This window comes from Taibaiella koreensis (assembly GCF_003545715.1).
GTDB lineage: Bacteria > Bacteroidota > Bacteroidia > Chitinophagales > Chitinophagaceae > Taibaiella > Taibaiella koreensis.
Map to the genome: position 1 here is coordinate 1,556,571 of NZ_QVNU01000001.1, position 18,198 is coordinate 1,574,768.

The 18,198-nt window shown below is 51.7% G+C and carries 20 protein-coding genes; 15 read left to right on the plus strand and 5 right to left on the minus strand.

Annotation, left to right across the window (positions count from 1 at the left end; all coding sequences use genetic code 11):
• Window positions 1-55 precede the first annotated feature (55 nt).
• A complete protein-coding gene (locus tag DZK30_RS06805; protein ID WP_118973304.1) occupies window positions 56-1,423 on the minus strand; it encodes an exonuclease domain-containing protein in 1,368 nt (455 codons plus the stop codon).
• Between the two features lie 180 nt (window positions 1,424-1,603).
• On the opposite strand from DZK30_RS06805, the gene DZK30_RS06810 reads away from it, so the two are divergent.
• The 10 genes from DZK30_RS06810 to DZK30_RS06855 all read left to right on the plus strand — a co-directional run bounded on the left by DZK30_RS06810 (window position 1,604) and on the right by DZK30_RS06855 (window position 10,276).
• Window positions 1,604-2,752: an NAD(P)/FAD-dependent oxidoreductase gene (locus DZK30_RS06810; protein ID WP_118973305.1), complete on the plus strand. Its 1,149-nt coding sequence runs from the start codon at window positions 1,604-1,606 to the stop codon at window positions 2,750-2,752.
• Window positions 2,736-3,464: a methyltransferase domain-containing protein gene (locus tag DZK30_RS06815; protein WP_205529369.1), complete on the plus strand. Its 729-nt coding sequence runs from the start codon at window positions 2,736-2,738 to the stop codon at window positions 3,462-3,464. The genes DZK30_RS06810 and DZK30_RS06815 overlap by 17 nt, the downstream gene beginning before the upstream one ends.
• Window positions 3,436-4,488 (plus strand): type III polyketide synthase, encoded by a 1,053-nt coding sequence (locus DZK30_RS06820; RefSeq protein WP_118973307.1) that lies wholly within the window; start codon window positions 3,436-3,438, stop codon window positions 4,486-4,488. The genes DZK30_RS06815 and DZK30_RS06820 overlap by 29 nt, the downstream gene beginning before the upstream one ends.
• Window positions 4,482-5,270 (plus strand): SDR family oxidoreductase, encoded by a 789-nt coding sequence (locus DZK30_RS06825; protein ID WP_118973308.1) that lies wholly within the window; start codon window positions 4,482-4,484, stop codon window positions 5,268-5,270. Before DZK30_RS06820 ends, DZK30_RS06825 begins: the two co-directional genes overlap by 7 nt.
• A 26-nt stretch (window positions 5,271-5,296) precedes the next feature.
• On the plus strand, window positions 5,297-5,758 hold the full coding sequence (locus DZK30_RS06830; protein ID WP_118973309.1) for a 3-hydroxyacyl-ACP dehydratase FabZ family protein: 462 nt from the start codon (window positions 5,297-5,299) through the stop codon (window positions 5,756-5,758).
• On the plus strand, window positions 5,740-7,011 hold the full coding sequence (locus DZK30_RS06835) for a beta-ketoacyl-[acyl-carrier-protein] synthase family protein (protein WP_118973310.1): 1,272 nt from the start codon (window positions 5,740-5,742) through the stop codon (window positions 7,009-7,011). Before DZK30_RS06830 ends, DZK30_RS06835 begins: the two co-directional genes overlap by 19 nt.
• A 62-nt stretch (window positions 7,012-7,073) precedes the next feature.
• Complete coding sequence (locus DZK30_RS06840) at window positions 7,074-7,328, plus strand: phosphopantetheine-binding protein (protein WP_118973311.1); 255 nt, start codon at window positions 7,074-7,076, stop codon at window positions 7,326-7,328.
• Window positions 7,325-7,852 (plus strand): 4'-phosphopantetheinyl transferase family protein, encoded by a 528-nt coding sequence (locus DZK30_RS06845; protein ID WP_118973312.1) that lies wholly within the window; start codon window positions 7,325-7,327, stop codon window positions 7,850-7,852. Before DZK30_RS06840 ends, DZK30_RS06845 begins: the two co-directional genes overlap by 4 nt.
• A 12-nt stretch (window positions 7,853-7,864) precedes the next feature.
• Window positions 7,865-8,761, plus strand: a complete 897-nt coding sequence (locus DZK30_RS06850; RefSeq protein ID WP_118973313.1) for a magnesium transporter CorA family protein — start codon at window positions 7,865-7,867, stop codon at window positions 8,759-8,761.
• Window positions 8,762-8,989: 228 nt separating this feature from the next.
• Complete coding sequence (locus DZK30_RS06855; RefSeq protein ID WP_118973314.1) at window positions 8,990-10,276, plus strand: DUF2851 family protein; 1,287 nt, start codon at window positions 8,990-8,992, stop codon at window positions 10,274-10,276.
• Here the strand turns inward: DZK30_RS06855 and DZK30_RS06860 are convergent.
• Window positions 10,260-10,664 (minus strand): OsmC family protein, encoded by a 405-nt coding sequence (locus tag DZK30_RS06860; RefSeq protein ID WP_118973315.1) that lies wholly within the window; start codon window positions 10,662-10,664, stop codon window positions 10,260-10,262. The two genes, DZK30_RS06855 and DZK30_RS06860, sit on opposite strands and share 17 nt — an antisense overlap.
• 69 nt (window positions 10,665-10,733) lie before the next feature.
• Here DZK30_RS06860 and DZK30_RS06865 point away from each other — a divergent pair, with 69 nt between their 5' ends.
• The 4 genes from DZK30_RS06865 to dapB all read left to right on the plus strand — a co-directional run bounded on the left by DZK30_RS06865 (window position 10,734) and on the right by dapB (window position 14,899).
• Window positions 10,734-11,546, plus strand: coding sequence for a hypothetical protein (locus DZK30_RS06865; protein WP_162902910.1), 813 nt, complete (start codon window positions 10,734-10,736; stop codon window positions 11,544-11,546).
• A gap of 156 nt (window positions 11,547-11,702) precedes the next feature.
• Window positions 11,703-12,662 carry a lipoyl synthase gene (gene lipA, locus DZK30_RS06870; RefSeq protein WP_118973317.1) on the plus strand — a complete coding sequence of 320 codons (960 nt, stop codon included), beginning with the start codon at window positions 11,703-11,705 and terminating at the stop codon, window positions 12,660-12,662.
• A gap of 10 nt (window positions 12,663-12,672) precedes the next feature.
• Complete coding sequence (locus tag DZK30_RS06875) at window positions 12,673-14,124, plus strand: hypothetical protein (protein ID WP_118973318.1); 1,452 nt, start codon at window positions 12,673-12,675, stop codon at window positions 14,122-14,124.
• 49 nt (window positions 14,125-14,173) lie between these two features.
• Entirely contained in the window at window positions 14,174-14,899 is a 726-nt protein-coding gene (gene dapB, locus DZK30_RS06880; protein ID WP_118973319.1) for a 4-hydroxy-tetrahydrodipicolinate reductase, read from the plus strand.
• On the opposite strand, the gene DZK30_RS06885 is transcribed toward dapB, so the two are convergent.
• Window positions 14,896-15,213: a heavy metal-binding domain-containing protein gene (locus DZK30_RS06885; protein WP_118973320.1), complete on the minus strand. Its 318-nt coding sequence runs from the start codon at window positions 15,211-15,213 to the stop codon at window positions 14,896-14,898. The genes dapB and DZK30_RS06885 overlap by 4 nt on opposite strands.
• Before the next feature lie 84 nt (window positions 15,214-15,297).
• On the opposite strand from DZK30_RS06885, the gene DZK30_RS06890 reads away from it, so the two are divergent.
• Complete coding sequence (locus DZK30_RS06890) at window positions 15,298-16,152, plus strand: hydroxymethylglutaryl-CoA lyase (RefSeq protein WP_118973321.1); 855 nt, start codon at window positions 15,298-15,300, stop codon at window positions 16,150-16,152.
• A 63-nt stretch (window positions 16,153-16,215) separates the two neighbouring features.
• Here DZK30_RS06890 and DZK30_RS06895 read toward each other — a convergent pair whose 3' ends face one another.
• Both DZK30_RS06895 and DZK30_RS06900 read right to left on the minus strand, forming a co-directional pair.
• On the minus strand, window positions 16,216-17,121 hold the full coding sequence (locus DZK30_RS06895; protein WP_118973322.1) for an Omp28-related outer membrane protein: 906 nt from the start codon (window positions 17,119-17,121) through the stop codon (window positions 16,216-16,218).
• Window positions 17,122-17,274: 153 nt separating this feature from the next.
• Window positions 17,275-18,171, minus strand: coding sequence for an Omp28-related outer membrane protein (locus DZK30_RS06900; RefSeq protein ID WP_118973323.1), 897 nt, complete (start codon window positions 18,169-18,171; stop codon window positions 17,275-17,277).
• Between the last annotated feature and the right edge of the window lie 27 nt (window positions 18,172-18,198).

Consider the following 18,198-nt stretch of genomic DNA (forward strand, 5'->3'; position numbering starts at 1 on the left):
ATCGACGCAAGGGCTTATACTTCTGCTAAAATCCTTAAAACTTTTGCGAGTAGCATCAGGGAAGCGCCGCTGCAAGCTGCAGCACCTTATGCGGATGTTTTTCGGCATGGCTATAGATCAGTTGCATCATGTAAGCATTGCCGGTATAGGGTGTGAGCAGGGATTTGATATCGGCAGGCGATTGCAGGTCGGTATATTTGTCTATATAGCCCATGCCATAAAGGCTGCCTTGCTCCACCCAGATACAGCTTTGCTCGTCTTCATGACGCCCCTCACCCATTACGATAAAGCTGGGCAGGTTGCGGTTGAGGTGCTGCAGGGCTTCCCGTACCAGCTGGTTATAAGGTTCCGGGGCTCCCTGGGCAAGGCAACCTGCCTCATGATGGCCGCTGCCATCGCAGTCGCTCAGCTGGCAAAGACCGGGGCATAAACCGAAATTCCGCACCAGCTTATGCAGGAGGTTACGGGCATCGTACTCCCGGCTGAAGACATGGAGGCCGGGTTGGTACTTATTGTGCTTGCCTACTACCAGGCGGAGGTAGCCGTTCAGGTCTTCGTAGAGATACAGGCCGAATTTGGCTTCGTGGTGCTTTTGTGCGCGGTTAAAGGCAGGCCACAGCCGTTTGATCTCCGCGGCTTCCAGCAACAGGGCAAAAAGCTCGGTACCGCAGCGTTCATAACGGATCGAATAGATGTTACGCAGGAAATGCTGCCGTTGCGGATTGGGATTGTGCCCCGTGAAATGGGACGAAATCCTTTTGCGGATATTCCCGGCTTTGCCTACATAGATCACCTTTCCACCCTTATCCCGGAAATAATACACGCCGGGGCACTGCGGTAAGGCGTCAAAGTCCTCTTTGGGAAGATTGGGCGGAAGGGTTTGTTCTTTAGATTGCTTTTTGAGCATCGCTTGCAGATGCCCTTCCGTATCCCAGGCGCATAGCCTGGAGAACAGGATCGCGGTGGCATCGGCGTCGCCGCCGGCACGGTGGCGGTTACTCAGGGGAATATCCAGCGCGTCGCAGAGTTTGCCCAGGCTGTAAGACGGCAAGCCCGGCCGCACTTTCCGGCTAAGCCTTACCGTACACAGCTTGGTGGCAGTAAAGGGTAAGCCGGCAGCCTCCAGCTGGTACTTGATGAATGAATAATCGAAATTGACACTGTGGGCGACAAATACGCGGCCGCTGAGCAATGCATGCACTTTGCCGGCGATTTCGTTAAACGCCGGGCTGTCCTGCAGCATCTCATCATGGATACCCGTCAGCAACTGTATGGGTAGCGGTACAGGGCGCTGGGGATTGACCAGGGTCTCATAGCGCTCGCACACCTTTTCCCCGTCATGGATCAGTATAGCAATCTCCGTTATGCCGCTGCCCGCGGCATAACCTCCTGTCGTCTCAATATCTACGATCGCAAATTCCATTTCTGATTCTTAAAAGCCCTTTTCGGAATACCGGATTCCTTTTTGGGCCTTTGTGCAAATTTAAAGTAAATAAAGAACTGTATTTTTAGCCCCTTGTTTCCGGCAACGTCGTTTTTGACCCTCCGAAGCAACTATTTAACCCTTTGGGTTGTAATGTAAATTAGCGCTAAAGACGCCTTCATGCAACATACACCGGTACTCATTATAGGAGGAGGCCTCGCAGGTCTTACTGCCGCCATTCATTTGTCGCGGCAGCAAATCCCGGTAGTTCTGGTAGAAAAAGAAGCCTATCCGCATCATAAAGTATGCGGGGAATATATTTCTAATGAAGTATTGCCTTACCTGCGCTGGCTGGATGCCGATCCGGAGCCCCTGGGCCCTGCGGCGATAACGCAACTGGAATTCAGCGTGGTTTCGGGCAAAATATTGTCTGCAGCGTTGCCCCTGGGTGGTTTCGGCCTCAGCCGCTACACTTTTGATCAATTTCTATACCATAAAGCGTTGCAGAATGGCGCTTCTGTGATCCGGGACCAGATTACGGACCTGTCTTTCGATGGGGAACAATTTTCGGTGGCTTGCGCCTCCGGGGAGCAGATTACCGCCGATGTGGTGATCGGCGCTTTTGGCAAACGGTCGGGGCTGGATATGAAGCTCGGACGCAGTTTTGTGCAGCAGAAGTCGCCCTGGCTGGCGGTAAAGGGTCATTACAAAGGCGTTCACCCCGATCACGTTGTCGGGCTGCATCATTTCGATGGCGGTTATTGCGGGGTGTCGAAGGTGGAAGAGGACACGCTGAACATCTGTTACTTGGTACAGTACGATTCCTTTAAACGTTACCGGAATATAGAGGAGCACCAGGAGCAGGTATTGTACCGGAACCCTGTCCTGAAGGCGGTAATGCAGCCGGCAACGCCACTGTTTAGCCGGCCGCTGACCATAAGCCAGATATCTTTCGATCCTAAGCCTGCTGTGGAGCAGGGGATACTGATGGCCGGCGATAGCGCCGGGCTTATCCATCCGCTTTGCGGCAATGGTATGGCTATGGCCATTCATGCAGGCAAGATCGCAGCCGAAGCGGTTATGCCCTTTTTACGGCGTATTGTGGCCCGGGAAGCCATGGAGCAGGCATACAACCTGCAATGGCAGCATTTATTCCGGCAAAGATTGGCAACTGGGCGTCGTATAGCCGCCTTATTGCAGCGCCGGCATTTATCGGCCGTGCTGGTACAGACATTTGGCCTGTTCCCTGCCATGTTGCCGGTACTGATAAGGAAAACACACGGCGCACCCATTACGATACCTGAATATGCCGGTGGATACGAAATATAGAAGTACAGCCATAGAGCTGATGGACGACTTCGGCATGCAAGGCGAAGAGCTGACCGATGCGCTGGAGAAAATAGCCTGGATCAACCGGGTACTGGGAGGCAACAAGCTTTCGGTGAGCGCGGTGCAACAGATTGCCCGGAAATATCCAGGTCGTACCCTTCATATCCTGGACCTGGGTTGCGGCAACGGCGATATGCTGCGGGCGATAGCGGAGATGGGTAAGCAGGAAGGTTTTCGCTTCCGGCTTACGGGTGTGGATGCTAATCCCTTTACCGTAGCCCATGCAGAAAGTGTTTCGGCTGGCTACGACAATATAAGCTATGCCTGCGACGACATATTGGCGATGAATGCAGATCAGCTATCTTGCGATGTTGTGCTGCTCACCTTGACCCTGCATCATTTTACCGACAGGGAGATCGTACAATTGCTGCGACAGTTGCAGCAACACACCCGTCTGGCGATCGTGATCAATGACCTGCAGCGCAGCCGCCTGGCCTATCGTTTATTTGAATTGCTGAGCTTTGCTTTCAGGCTGGGCAAGGTTAACCGGGTCGACGGACGCCTGAGCATATTGAGAGGATTTAAACGGGCAGAGCTGGAAGCATTTGCCCGGCAACTGAATACGAAACAACATACTATACAATGGAAGTGGGCTTTCCGCTACCGATGGATCATTAAAGGATATGAGCGTAAAGATCAAGACAGTCAGTAAAGCCCTTCCGGCTTATTCGCGTACAACCGCCGAGATATTGCCCTTTGTCGACCTGTGGCTGGCCGGCGAAGAAGAGCGTTATATCCGGAAGGTGAAAAAGATATTTGAAAATGCCGGCGTAGATAAACGTTATTCCGTAATGTCGCCGCAGGAAGTGTTTACCCAAACCTCGTTTGAAGATAAGAACCGCATTTATGCCAGGGAAGCGATCCGCCTGGGAAAAGCCTGCCTGGAACAAGCCCTGGAGCAGGCCGGATGGCGGCCCGACCAGCTCGATTACCTCATCACCGTAAGCTGTACCGGTATTATGATCCCTTCGCTCGACGCCTATCTCATCAACCTGCTGCAATTGCGGCAGGATGTTGTACGCTTGCCGGTAACCGAAATGGGTTGCGCCGCAGGCGTATCCGGTATGCTCTATGCGCAGCGCTTCCTGAAAGCCAATCCCGGCAAGCGGGCTGCGGTAGTGGCTGTAGAGTCGCCTACCTGCACGTTTCAGCTGGACGACCATTCCATGACCAATGTGGTGAGCGCGGCCATCTTTGGCGATGGCGCAGCCTGTGTGCTGCTCTCCTCCGATGAGGCAGACCAGGGACCCGAGATCGTCGATGGTGAAATGTATCACTTTTATGACGCCGAACATATGATGGGGTTCGATCTCACCAACGGTGGACTGAAAATGGTATTGGATATAGAAGTGCCCGAAACGATCGCCGCGCATTTTGAGCGGATCGTTTATCCCTTCCTGGAGCGCAATGGTTTGTCTGTTGATAAGCTGGACCATCTTATCTTTCATCCCGGTGGCAAAAAGATCATGGAGACGGTCGACGAGCTGTTCGGTATCATGGGCAAGCAGATTGATGTTACACGACGCGTGATGCGGGAGTATGGCAATATGTCCAGCGCTACAGTGCTGTATGTGCTGGAACAATTTATGAAGCAGCCGCAGGCGCCGGGTGCTACAGGCTTAATGTTGAGCTTCGGTCCCGGTTTTTCTGCACAAAGGATATTGCTACGATGGTAAAAGAATTTGAAACGAAGGGGTATATGACGCTCATCCTGGGCGGCAGCAGCGGTCTTGGACTGGCGGCGGCCGAAAAGCTGGCGGCACAAGGCATGGGCATCTGTATAGTACACCGGAATACCCGTAGCGAAATGAGGACCGTGACACCGGCATTTGAACGGATCCAAAGCCATGAAGTTCCTTTTATGTCCTTTAATATGGACGTGATGGATGCGCCAAAAAGAGAAGCGGTGCTGGCTGCGCTGCAGCCCTACCGGGGACGCTTCCGTTGTATCCTGCATAGTATTGCCAAAGGCAGCCTGAAGACAATGGATTCTGCAGCCCTGCCGCCGCTCAGTACCGAAGACCTGAAGCTGACCCTGGATTATATGGCCTTTAGCCTTTACGATTGGGTAATGGCGTTCAGGGATGCCGGTTTGCTGGCCGCAGATGCCCGTGTGCTGGCCTTTACCAGCGAGGGTAGTCATAAGGCCTGGAAGCATTACGCCGCAGTAGCAACGGCAAAAGCGGCATTGGAGGCGCTTATCCGTAATATGGCGCTGGAGCTCGCCCCTTATGGGATAAGGGCCAACTGCATCCAGGCCGGCATTACACCCACAGCATCGATGAAGCGAATACCCGGAAGCGATACGCTGGAAGCAGCAACGCCCGGGCGCAATCCCTTTGGCCGCATGACGCGGCCCGGGGATGTAGCCGATGTTGTCTACCTGTTATGCAAGGACGAAGCGGCCTGGATCAACGGCAGCATTATCCCTGTCGACGGAGGAGAACATATCTGCTGAATAAAACCACATAGTATTCTCTGTTCATGACGACCGACAGCATTATAGCCAGTTTACCCTATGCACCGCCTTTCCTGTTTGTCGACAGGATCCATTCGGTCAATCAGGAGGGTATTGAAGGAAGTTTTTACCTCGATCCGGAGCTTGATTTTTTCAAAGGACATTTCCCGCACCAGGCAGTGACGCCGGGTGTTATCCTTACAGAGATCATGGCGCAGATCGGGCTTGTTTGTCTGGGTATCTATTTAAACGGCGACGATGCGGCAGTCGCGGCAGACTTTCCTTTCGCCCTGACGGCAACTGAGATCGCCTTTTATATACCTGTTTATCCGGGAGAACGTGTCCGTGTCAGCAGCACCAAGATCTATTTCAGGTTTGGTAAGCTGAAATGCAAAGTGCAGCTGTATAATCAAAACGATGTGCTGGCTTGCGAAGGTACCTTATCGGGAATGTGTGTCAATAAACCAATATGGAAAGAAGAGTCGTGATCACCGGCATGGGCGTAGTGGCGCCTTCGGCTTGCAGCCTCGCCGGCTTTGAGGCCGGCTTGCGGGAAGGGCGTTCCGGTATCCGGTACCAGCCCGAGCTTGAAGCGCTGCAGTTTTCCTGTCGTATCGCAGGTAAGCCGGAGCTGAATGAAGCCCTGACCGGTCGTTATTTTGATCCGCTGGAGTTGCGTGGCCTCAGCAGTACCGGCATACAATACGGTGTCATCGCCGGCATGCAGGCCTGGGAAGATGCCGGCCTGCCGCTGAATAGCGGCACTCCCGACTGGGATAGTGGTACCATATTCGGCAACGGCAATTCCAGCGTAGAAAAATTTCGCGAGGCGATCTACAAGATAGATGAGGGGCAGGTACGCCGCCTGGGCAGCACTTCCGTGCCACAGACCATGGTGAGCGGCATCAGCGCTTACCTGGGCGGAAAGCTATGTCTGGGCAACCAGGTATCGACTAACGCCTCGGCCTGCACCACCGGAACCGAAAGCCTGCTGCTCTGCTATGAACGCATCAAAAATGGTAAAGCCGAACGTATGCTCTCGGGCAGTACCAGCGATAGCGGTCCATATATATGGGCCGGCTTCGATGCCTTAAAGGTGTGTACTTATAAGCACAATGATAACCCCGAACAGGGCTCAAGGCCCATGAGCGCCAGCGCCGCCGGGTTTGTTCCTGGCAGTGGCGCAGGAGCCCTGGTACTGGAGTCGCTGGAATCGGCGAAAAAGCGGGGCGCCAATATTTACGCTGAGGTATGCGGCGGCCATATCAATTCTGGTGGCCAAAGCGGAGAGGGCAGTATGACGGCGCCCAATCCCGATGCCGTGCAGCGCTGCATTAGCAGGGCACTGGCCGATGCAGGCATTGCGGCAAGTGCAGTGGACGCGATCAATGGCCACCTTACGGCAACTACCCGCGACGCGCTTGAGATCCATAACTGGTGCATTGCCTTGGGGCGCAAGGGAAAAGACTTTCCGCCTATCGGTGCGCTGAAATCGCATATCGGCCACTGTCTTAGCGCCTCGGGCAGCATCGAATGTGTAGCGGCCGTGCTGCAGCTGCAAAAGGGATTTTTGTTCCCCAATCTTAATTGCGAAGACCTGCATCCCGGCATTACGGAATGGATTGATGCCTCGTGTGTGCCGCAGCAAATGGAGGAACGGCCGCTAAAGGTCGTCGCCAAGGCCAGCTTCGGATTTGGCGATGTGAATGCCTGTGTGCTGCTGCGGCAATTCAACAACTGATACAGGTAGAATCAATCGGCAAAAACAATAAACGACAATAACCTTTACTAAAACTACAGAATATGGAACAGCAGGAATATATCGATAAGCTAAAACCTATACTGGCGCCTTATGCCAAAGACCAGGAAGCCCTGCAGCGCCTTACCCGCGACACCTCTTTCATCCGCGATCTGAAGATCAATTCAGCCAACCTTGTGGATGTGGTGCTGGATGTGGAAGAAGCCTTCGACGTCGAGATCGATAATGAGTCCATGGAGAAGATGCTTACCGTAGGGGCCGCTATCGACATTGTGCAGGCCAAACAGGATGCCCGGTGATCGGCAACGACATTGTAGACCTGGCCTGTGCTGCGCGCGAGAGCAATTGGCAGCGCAGAGGCTGGCTACAGAAGCTCTTTACGACCGCAGAGCAGGAATACATCCATGCTGCGGAAATTCCCGCTCACATAGTCTGGCTTTTATGGAGCATGAAGGAATCGGCTTATAAAATGGCGCATCGTAAGGACGGCATCAGCCGCTTTGCACCATTGCAGCTCGTATGCACCGATGTACAGTTGCAGCCCGGAACAGCCCGGGGCTGTGTGATCACTGCCAGTGACTATCACTACACTTCGAGCCGCATTACCCCTGATTTTGTCCATACGCTTGCCCTGGAGCAAAACAATTCCGGTAGCGCAACTGTATATATAAGCGATAGCATGGAAGCCGCAACTATTCCCGGGTATGTCGTACGGAAAAATGACAAAGGCGTGCCCGGTTTACAGCATATCCTTACAGGGAATATCCGGCCCGTCTCCATCAGTCACCATGGCCGTTTTGCGGCCATTGCTTACCTGGACTAAAACGGCCTGCTCATGCAGCAACAGATCGCCCGCCGCGCAGAGCAGGGCTTCGATTGGATAGACATTACCGATCCTTCAAAAGAGGAGCTGGAAGAGATAGCTCGTCAGTATCACCTGCATCCCGCCCTGGTAAGGGATTGCCTGCAACCCGATCACCTGCCCAAATATGAAAGGATGGAAGATTACGCTTTCATCATTTTCCGTATCCGCGTAGAGAACGACCGGCAGGAAGCCGATACGGTACAGGAGCTGACCGACAAGATCGCCGTCTTTTATACGCCGGAATACCTTATCACGCTGCATCGTCAGGAACACGATCTGTTAACCGCGCTGAAGCAGGTGCCGGGTTCGCAGCGTTGCAATACCACGGCCGAACTGCTGAATATGCTGGTTTACGCCTGTCTGGGGACCTATGAAACCTCGTTGACCAAGCTTTCCCGGGAAGTAGATTATTATGAAGAAATCGTATTTCTGCGGCCGAAGAAAGCCCCCTTGCTGAAAGGCCTTTACTATCTGAAGCGGAAGATTGATCTGTACAAACGGATGCTTATCCTTTCTTCCGAGATCATTGATGTGATCGATGGAAAAGACGGAGATGTCATTACGCGCGATACGCGGGACCAATACGAAAAGCTGGTGCACATGTTTGAAGCGCTTTCGGAAAACCTGCACCAATTGCTCAATGTTTACTTCTCCGCCTCGTCCCAGAAAGCAAATGATATTATTCGTGTATTAACCATCTTTTCCGTCTTTTTCATGCCGCTCACGTTCATCGTCGGCATTTATGGCATGAACTTCAAGTATATGCCCGAACTGAACTGGGCAGCCGGTTATCCCTTTGCTATGGGGTTAATGGCAGTGGTTACCCTGATCATTTATGCCTGGTTCCGGCGAAAGAAATGGCTGTAGTTTCCGGCGTTGGATTGTGGTTCCAAAGGTTAAGGGCCGGGAGCTATATTGGTTTTTAGATTTTGGATTTTGGATTTTGAGTTGGCAATAGGCAATGAGCAGTCAGGAGCTGTAATGGATTTTGAAATTTGTAATCTGAACCTTGGAGTTTAATTTTTGAATTTTGAATTTCAAATTTTAGTTTTTTTACATAAAAGTTGTAATATAGCATTTGTATTATCATAAAATATGAATGAAATAATATTGCAATACCTGTGGCGGAATGTGCTGTTTAACCCTGCCGGCTTGCGAACAAACGAACGGGAGCCTGTGATCGTCTTGCATCCCGGCACGCAGAATCATAATGCCGGACCTGATTTTACCGAAGCGAAAATAAAGATCGGTAAAACGGTCTGGGTAGGAAATGTCGAGCTCCATGTACGCACTTCCGACTGGCATAAGCATCGTCATGCTACCAATCCCAGCTATCAGAATATTATCCTGCATGTGGTCTATGAAGACGACGAGCCGCTTGCCGGGACCAGCTTTCCTACACTCGAGCTGAAGCATCACCTCGACCAGGCCATCCTCGACCGCTACCAACGCCTGATGAACCTGACCCATACCATACCCTGCGCCGGGCAGCTCAGGCATATTCCCGATATCCTCTGGGTTACCTGGATGGATCGCCTGCTGGCCGAGCGATGGGAACGCCGGCTCGACGACTGGCAATCGCTGTGGACACAGTCGGGAAGCGACTGGCGCACCTTACTGTATTACAGGCTGGCTGCCAATTTTGGTTTTCACGTTAACCGGGAGGCCTTTCTTGATCTGGCTCTTTCTTTGCCATTGAAGATACTAAGCAGGCACAGGAACAACCTGCTGCAAACCGAGGCGTTACTGTTTGGGCAGGCGGGCCTGCTCGGCGGCGCCGGTGCTGACGAGTACATGGAAACGCTGGAACAGGAATATCATTTCTTAAGGAGAAAATACCAGTTGGTTCCCCTGAGTGGACATCGCTGGAAATTTATGCGGTTGCGGCCGTCCAACTTTCCCACCTTACGCATAGCGCAATTTGCCATGCTGGTACACAAAAGCCTGGATCTGTTTGCCCGTATGATGGAGATAAAGGACACGGAATCTATTTTGCCGCTATTGGAAGTGCAGGCCAGCGCCTACTGGGACAATCATTACCGTTTCAGGGAACAGACCCGGGAATCCCAGGTAAAGCACCTTGGACGGGAAGCCGCGTCAAACATCATTATCAATACCGTGGCGCCCATGCAGCATTTGTATGCGCACCTGCAGGGTAAAGATTCCCTGCATGAAGATAGCCTGAACCTCCTGCAATCGCTAAAGCCGGAGCATAACGCGATTACGCGGGAGTGGCGGTCGCTGGGCGTAATTGCAGACAATGCCGCGCAATCGCAGGCACTCATCCAACTGTTCAACCATTATTGCACACCCAGGAATTGTCTTAGCTGCAGCATCGGCAACCGCCTGGTGCGTAAAGGGGATGTTACCAGTGAAAAGTAACGTTCTTTTTCAGCTCGGGATGCAGACTCAGGTATACGGGGCAGGTAAGGGCAGCATGTTCCAGTATGGCTCTTTCTTTATCGCTGAAGTGTTCCTGCCCTTTCATATATAAATGAACGACGATCTCACCGATCTTCCTGGGCTGCGGCACCATGATCTTCTCGATCGTGCATTCTGTTTCTTCCATGTGGATATGATGCGTGCGCGCGGCAATGCCCATGATAGACAGCATACAGGTGCCCAGCGCCGTGGCCACCAGGTCGGTAGGGGAAAAACGCTCGCCCATACCGTGGTTATCCTTGGGCGCATCCGTTTCGATCACCGTGCCCGATTGCAGGTGGGTAGCGGTGGTCCTTAGCTCGCCATTATAAATTATTTTTGAGGTCATTAGCTTAATTTTTAGTAAATTTACCTTGCTAATTTCTGACTAATGAGAATAAGGGCCAAAAATATTTTAATGCTGTTGGCTGTACTGTTGCCCGCTATTGTAAAGGCCCAGCAACCGAAGATAAAGTTCCGTGACAGGCTGGGGGATTCTACAAAATTGGTGAATACCGCGGTAAAGCCCCCTAAGGTAAAAGGTCCCAAGCCATTAAGAGGAGAGTTGAGTGGCGGCCTTCGCCTCAGCACCGATGGATATGGCATTTTCGTGGATAAAGGTTGGTTTAAAGGCGGTGAAGACTTTGGCCAGGCCAATCGTGACCGCTTCTACCATGTACGCTTGCTGCAGTTTGAGTTTCTCGAAAGAAAGCATCCTAAAGAGGTCCGTTCCAACGGCGTATTGCCGGGCTTATCCTTCCAGCCCAGCTCCTACATCCTGGGGAAGATCAATAGCTTCTACGCATTCAAGATTGGGTATGGCCGTCGCCAGCTGATCGCCGGTAAGCCCGACCCCGGTACCGTTTCCATCCACTGGACCTATCTCGGTGGCTTTGCAGCCGGTCTGCTCAAACCTTATTATCTCAATCTTCGCAGCTCGGGCGATACCAAATATGCCGACAGCTTGCTGCGGCAGTTCATTTCTCCCGAGAATATAGCCGGGAAATCCAGCTTCGGCAAAGGTTTTAACGAGATCAAATTTGTACCCGGTCTGTACCTCAAAACGGGTCTGCATTTCGACTTTGCCACTGGTAGAAAATCTGTAATGGCCCTTGAAACAGGCGTTAATCTTGAATACTATACCAGCAAGATCCAGCAAATGGTGGGGCAGGATCCCAATGCCCTGTTCTTCGCGTTTTATGCTTCCCTGCAATTTGGCAAGCGCTGGTAGCTTTATAGAGATTCTTTATTCCCGCCTCCGCGAACCGGAATAGCTTATGCTAAGGCCATCTCGGGAATTGATCGTAATATTGCGGAAGTATTTTGTGTTAACCATCATTGACCGGATCGTCTGTAGCCCAGTCCATCCGGATGTCCGATAGAAACTATGATCGAATTACCGGTAATATCAGCCAGCCAGGCTGCTCAAGCCCCGAATGAAGCCGCATCAGCCGGCAGTGCTGTCAAGAAACCCAATTGGCTGAGGGTAAAATTGCCTACAGGCGAAGGTTATCGCCATGTAAGAGGCCTGGTCGATACGCACAAGCTCCATACGATATGTGAAAGCGGTAACTGTCCCAATATGGGCGAGTGCTGGGGCGCCGGTACCGCTACCTTTATGATATTGGGTAATATCTGTACCCGTTCCTGCGGCTTTTGCGCCGTGGCCACCGGCCGGCCCGAAGCGGTGGATTGGGATGAACCCCAGCGGGTAGCCGAAGCCATTCACCTTATGAAGGTAAAGCATGCCGTGATCACCTCGGTAGACCGTGACGAGCTTAAGGATGGCGGCTCAATCATCTGGGCCAATACGATCAAAGCCGTTAAAGCATTAAATCCCGATACAACCCTCGAAACACTGATCCCCGATTTTCGCGGTCAGTGGGAAAACCTGGAACGCCTGATCGAAGTGGCGCCCGAGGTCATTTCCCATAACCTGGAAACCGTAGAACGGCTGACCCGTAAAGTAAGGATACAGGCTAAGTATCACCGCAGCCTGGAAGTGATCCGCCGGTTGAAAGATGGTGGTGTACGCACCAAGAGCGGTATCATGCTGGGCCTGGGTGAAGAAAAAGAAGAGGTGCTGCAAGCCATGCAGGATCTTAAAGACAACGGATGCGATGTGATTACGCTGGGCCAATACCTGCAGCCTACCGCCAGGCACCTGCCGGTTGTCCGCTTTGTTCATCCCGACGAATTTGCGTTTTACCGTGAAGAAGGATACCGGATGGGTCTCGATTATGTTGAAAGCGGTCCGCTGGTAAGGTCTTCGTACCATAGTGAAAAGCATGTGATCCCCGGCTACGGTATACAAAAGTGGCAGGAGGAAAAAATGCAGAACGCCTGACCCGGAAGCGATGAGGTTCCTGCTCAACCGGAAGTTTGTCTTCTTCATCATTCCTTACCTGGTCCTTTATGTGATCAGTGCGCATAATGCGTTGTTTTGGGATACCCTTCAGTTTGCAGGCGATCACCCCAATTGGTATTACGATACCCACTTCCGTTATTTCCTGTTGCCCGATTCCTGCGACAGCGGCCATCCACCTACATTCGGCATTTATCTTGCCCTTGTATGGAAGCTGGCAGGGCGCAGTCTTTGGGCGAGCCATACAGCCATGCTGCCCTTCATCGTGCTCCTGGTCGTTCAGGCCATACGCACGGGGGAGCTGCTGTTCCCGGCGCAAAAGCGGTATGCTTTTTGGACGACGCTTGTCGTGTTGACGCAAAGCGTGCTATTGACACAATGTACACTGGTGTCGCCCGACATTTGCCTGATGGCTTTTTTCCTGCTGGCATTGAATGCCATACTCAGCCGTGCCAACGGACAGCTGGTGCTTGCCGTGTTGCTAATGGGCTTGCTCAGCAACAGGGCCATGATGGTGGCCTTCATTCTTTATCTTTTCCAGCTTAGCTACGACAGGCAATTCATATCCGTTTATGGCGGAAAGCTGCGTTACATACTGAAGCAACTGATGCCATTTCTGCCGGGAGCAATCATTGCCCTGGCTTATTTCGGCTATCACTATGCCGTAAAAGGATGGGTAGGAGCACCCAAAGATCCCCGCTGGGCCTCCAGTTTCGATATCGTACCTCCGGCGCGCATCGCGCTTAACTTCCTGGTGCTGGCATGGCGTCTGGTCGACCTGGGTAACATCGGCACCTTCCTGGTCTTTGCCTGGCTGCTGGTACAATGGTGCAGAAAGAAGATCGTGATCCCTGCCGACCGGCGCGTGCTGTATATTTCCTTTGGTGTGCTGTTGCTTGGGCTCTATCTCCTGACTGCTTTGCCGCTGATCATGTACCTGGGGCTGCTGACGCACCGGTATTTTTTGCCGGTAACCACCGTTATTGCCATTATGGCCCTTTTATTGCTGGCTGCGTCACCGGTAAAACGTAAGGGGCTGATCGTGACACTGATGGTCCTCGTGCAGCTAAGCGGGCATTTCTGGACCTATCCCAGGGCGGTTTCTCAGGGCTGGGAAGGTACCCTGGGGCATCTTTATTTTTACGGTATGCGAAAAGATTTCCTGGCTTATATGAAGCAGCATGGCATTACCAGGGATCAGGTAGCCTCCTCCTCCACGCTGATGCAGTCTGACAGGAAGATCGATCTGGCCAGCGATACTACCGCCTTCCGCGATTTTAAGACCGATACGGTCGCGTATGTATGGTATTGTAATGTCAGTAACGCGATGAATAAAACGGTCGATTATTATTTTGATCATTATAAGATCGTAAAGAGAGAGAAGAAAGGACATGTGGAAATGATTCTCTTCCATAACCCGGCTTATCCTGGACCTAAGCCTTAACTTTACGCGCAAAATAGCCGGCAGGCGCCGGCATAAAAAAACGCAGGAAATGAATATAGCATTGATCGGGTATGGAAAGATGGGAAAAGCCATCGAGCAGGTAGCCTTGCAACGGGGACACCAGGTGATCCTGCGTATCGGCAGGCAAAACCGGGAGGAATTCAGCCGGGAAAACCTGGTCATGGCCGATGTGGCTATCGAGTTTACCAGCCCCGAATCGGCGCCGGACAATGTACTGCATTGTCTCGATGCCGGTGTGCCCGTAATTTGTGGCAGTACAGGCTGGAACGATAGGCTCTACCTGGCCAAAGAAAAATGTGCCGTGAGCAACGGGGCCTTTTTGCAGGCGTCCAATTTCAGTATCGGTGTCAATATCTTTTTTGAGATCAACAAGCAATTGGCTTCACTGATGAACGACTGGCCCGAATACGAAGTGTCTATCGAGGAAACGCATCATACAGCCAAAAAGGACGCGCCCAGCGGCACCGCGATTACCCTGGCCGAACAGGTGATCGATAACCTGGAGCGCAAAAAGCACTGGCAGCTCGACGCGCCGTCTGGGGAAGAGGTATTACCAATAAAGGCTCTTCGAGAAGATGAGGTGCCGGGTACCCACAGGGTTCACTATCGTTCGGCCATCGACGACATTGAGATTGCGCATACAGCACACTCCCGTGAAGGTTTTGCCCTGGGCGCCGTGCTGGCGGCCGAATTTATACGGCACCGCAAGGGCATCTTCACCATGAGCGATGTGCTGGCGGGGAATGCTCGTTAAAGCACTACAGCAGTGCCGGATGCCACCACCATCATCATACCGTTGCCGGTACCTACTGTTTCATAGTCCACTTTGACGGCAAGAATAGCGGTGGCGCCCAATTGCTCGGCGCGCTCCCGCATTTCGCGCAGGGAAGTTTCACGGGCTTCCATCATAACCCTTTCATAAGCGCCGCTACGACCGCCGATAATGTCGCGGATGCCGGCGAGTATGTCTTTGAAAATATTGGCACCAATGATTGTCTCGCCAAAAACGATACCTCTGTATTCTTTTACGGGCCTGCCCTCTACCGATCCTGTGGTGGTGATAATCATATAAAACGCTTAAATAGTACTACGTAAAATTATAGATTAACTTTGACAGCGCAATCAAAACAGATTTAAAATAAATAACCTTCTATGTCAGCATTAACGCTAGTAGAATGCCCCAGGGACGCTATGCAGGGCTGGGCGCATTTCATTCCCACCGAAAAGAAGATCAGCTATCTTAATCAATTGCTGAAAGTGGGGTTCGATGTGCTTGACTTCGGCTCCTTCGTCAGTGCCAAAGCGATACCACAACTGGCCGATACCGCCGAGGTAGTACGCCGGCTCGACATGAGCAATACCCGTACCAAACTGTTGGCGATTATCGCCAATACCAGGGGGGCAGAAGAAGCGGTGCAATACGATGAGATCAGCTACCTGGGTTTCCCCTTCTCGATCTCGGAGACCTTCCAGCTGCGCAACACCAATAAGACCATTGCCGAATCTTTGAAGCAGGTTGAGGAAATACAGCAGCTTTGTATCGCACACAACAAAAAGCTGGTGATCTATATTTCTATGGGCTTTGGTAATCCCTATGGCGATGCTTATAATGCGGAAACAGCGATCGGCTGGTTCCGGAAGCTGAACGGGATGGGCATCGACATTATTGCTATGGCCGATACGGTAGGCGTGGCCAACCCTGAGACCATCGACTATATTTACCGTAACCTGATCCCCGAATTTCCCTCGGTGGAGATAGGAGCGCATTTTCATTCTACGTCCGCTACCTGGGAAGAAAAGGTACAAACAGCCTATGATGCCGGCTGTCTGCGCTTTGACAGCTCCCTGAAAGGTATCGGCGGCTGTCCTATGGCTGAGGATGAGCTGGTGGGCAATATCGCTACCGAAAATATACTGCAATGGGCCGAACGGAAGAACATTCCTTTGTCGCTGGATAAAGAGGCCTTTGCACAGGCGATGCTCATGAGCAGCGAAGTGTTCATCTGACGCATAAAAAAAGAGAAGTCAAGTTTTGAAAACTTGACTTCTCTTTTTTTTATCATATCTCTTCTATGGGATCAGCTTAGTTTCCTGTACCTGTACGATCCGTATATCATCGGGCGCCATTTTGGCTACGAAGAAGATCACCTTCATGTTTTTGGGTTCCCAGAATTTTTGCTTCTCGTCGGTCTTATCGATCTTAAAGGAAGTACGGTAGACATAAACACGGCCGGCTTCCTTAGTCGCCACATCGGTAAGGAACGGCTTGCCTGTAGCTACCGGTGTAATGGCTTTACGGAACACATGATTGAATTCATAGTCGTCTTTGATATTGGTAGCTGACAACTCCTGGGCGTCGATGATGCCATCTTCGGTAAGGAACAAGTGCAACGCATATTGATCCGTTACGGGTTCGGTATAGCTTACGGTCGCTTCAACCTCGTAGGCGTCTTTAGCGTCGTTGTAGGCAGAAGTAACGCTGAGCTTCACTGGCGAAGTACTGTGTTGGGTTTTGGCCTGCTGGAGCTTATTGGGCCAGTCAACATAGCCGGCAACGAAATATTTATAGGTCTGGTTACCGATAGGCAGGCGATCGAAAGCTGCGCAGGGTTTGGCGCCTTGTTCAGCCCATACCTGCTTGATTAGGTTCTCTCCATCGTCGGTACGCAGGTTTTGCTTGCTTTTGCCGGGAATAGGATCGGTGAGGTTGCCGGCATGCACCGTCACTACGGTCATGGCGCCGGGATTCTGGGTCGACATTTCCTCCAGCTTGGCTGCGCCCTGCGGACAGTTAACGCAGATCACGCCGCTCAATTCTTCGATCATTACTCTTTTGGCCTGGGGCGTTTCCACTGCGCCTACATAAGTAGTATCTGTAGCGGTCTCTTCGGTAAGATTAATGGGCACACCATGTTCTTTACAGGAAGCGGCAAACAAAAGCAAGGCGGAAGCAGCGCCGATAAGTGTCTTTTTCATTTCTATGTGGAAAAAAATTAATATTCACATCAAAGTTAAGTAAATAATCCTTTATGCGGCCTTTTCTTTCACTGCATAATGATGTATAGTTAAAAACAGCAACAGGCGCAGCCGGAAGCCGGCTGCGCCTGTTTTCTTAGTATAATATAGGTATTAAGGAATCAGTTTGGTCTCCTGCACCTGTACGATCCTTTTGTTGTCGGGCCTAGTCTGGGTAACAAACAGGATCACTTTCATATTTTCCGGCTTCCAGAGTTTTTGCCGTTCGTCGGTCTCATCGATCTTGAACGATGTGTGGTACACATACACGCGACCGGCTTCCTTGGTCGCCATATCGGTAAGGAAGGGTTTGCCAATGACAACAGGTGTAATGGCTTTGCGGAATACATGATTGAATTCGTAGTCTTCTTTAATATTGGTTGCCGATAATTCCTGTACGTCGATAATCTTGTCTTCGGTAAGGAACAAATGCAAAGCGTGCTGTTCGCTGACGGCCTCGGTATATTTTACAGTAACCCCGATCTCGTATTCACCTTTCGTATCATTATATTCCGAAGTCACACTCAGTTTTACCGGCGAGGTACCGAACGAATTTCTGGCATCGATGAGCTTGCCGGGCCAGCTAACATAGCCGGCGACAAAATACTTGTCGCCTATAAGCAGGCGGTCAAAAGCGACGCAGGGTTTGGGACCTTGTTCGGCCCATACCTGCTTGATCATGTTCTCGCCATCCTCGGTGCGAAAATCCTGCTTGCTTTTGCCGGGGATAGGGTCGGTGAGGTTACCGGCATGCACGCTGACAACAGTGATGGCTTCGGGGTTTTGAGCCAGCATTTCTTCCAGCTTGATGGCGCCCTGTGGACAGTTGGGGCAAATGACGCCGGTTAATTCTTCCATCATCACTCTTTTGGCCTGGGGCGTTTCCACTGCGCCTACATAGGTGGAGTCCGTAGCTGTTGCTTCCGAGAGGCTAATGGGTACGCCATGCTCTTTACAGGAGGCAAAAAATAAAAGTCCGATCGAAGCAGCGGTGATAAACGTTTTTTTCATTATATATTGGTAAAAGGTTATGTATAT

Coding starts and splice junctions, on each gene's coding strand:
- DZK30_RS06805 (WP_118973304.1), bottom strand. CDS start 1,423: ATGGAATTTGCGATCGTAGATATTGAGACGACAGGAGGTTATGCCGCG.
- DZK30_RS06810 (WP_118973305.1), top strand. CDS start 1,604: ATGCAACATACACCGGTACTCATTATAGGAGGAGGCCTCGCAGGTCTT.
- DZK30_RS06820 (WP_118973307.1), top strand. CDS start 3,436: ATGAGCGTAAAGATCAAGACAGTCAGTAAAGCCCTTCCGGCTTATTCG.
- DZK30_RS06825 (WP_118973308.1), top strand. CDS start 4,482: ATGGTAAAAGAATTTGAAACGAAGGGGTATATGACGCTCATCCTGGGC.
- DZK30_RS06830 (WP_118973309.1), top strand. CDS start 5,297: ATGACGACCGACAGCATTATAGCCAGTTTACCCTATGCACCGCCTTTC.
- DZK30_RS06835 (WP_118973310.1), top strand. CDS start 5,740: ATGGAAAGAAGAGTCGTGATCACCGGCATGGGCGTAGTGGCGCCTTCG.
- DZK30_RS06840 (WP_118973311.1), top strand. CDS start 7,074: ATGGAACAGCAGGAATATATCGATAAGCTAAAACCTATACTGGCGCCT.
- DZK30_RS06850 (WP_118973313.1), top strand. CDS start 7,865: ATGCAGCAACAGATCGCCCGCCGCGCAGAGCAGGGCTTCGATTGGATA.
- DZK30_RS06855 (WP_118973314.1), top strand. CDS start 8,990: ATGAATGAAATAATATTGCAATACCTGTGGCGGAATGTGCTGTTTAAC.
- DZK30_RS06860 (WP_118973315.1), bottom strand. CDS start 10,664: ATGACCTCAAAAATAATTTATAATGGCGAGCTAAGGACCACCGCTACC.
- DZK30_RS06865 (WP_162902910.1), top strand. CDS start 10,734: ATGCTGTTGGCTGTACTGTTGCCCGCTATTGTAAAGGCCCAGCAACCG.
- lipA (WP_118973317.1), top strand. CDS start 11,703: ATGATCGAATTACCGGTAATATCAGCCAGCCAGGCTGCTCAAGCCCCG.
- DZK30_RS06875 (WP_118973318.1), top strand. CDS start 12,673: ATGAGGTTCCTGCTCAACCGGAAGTTTGTCTTCTTCATCATTCCTTAC.
- dapB (WP_118973319.1), top strand. CDS start 14,174: ATGAATATAGCATTGATCGGGTATGGAAAGATGGGAAAAGCCATCGAG.
- DZK30_RS06885 (WP_118973320.1), bottom strand. CDS start 15,213: ATGATTATCACCACCACAGGATCGGTAGAGGGCAGGCCCGTAAAAGAA.
- DZK30_RS06890 (WP_118973321.1), top strand. CDS start 15,298: ATGTCAGCATTAACGCTAGTAGAATGCCCCAGGGACGCTATGCAGGGC.
- DZK30_RS06895 (WP_118973322.1), bottom strand. CDS start 17,121: ATGAAAAAGACACTTATCGGCGCTGCTTCCGCCTTGCTTTTGTTTGCC.
- DZK30_RS06900 (WP_118973323.1), bottom strand. CDS start 18,171: ATGAAAAAAACGTTTATCACCGCTGCTTCGATCGGACTTTTATTTTTT.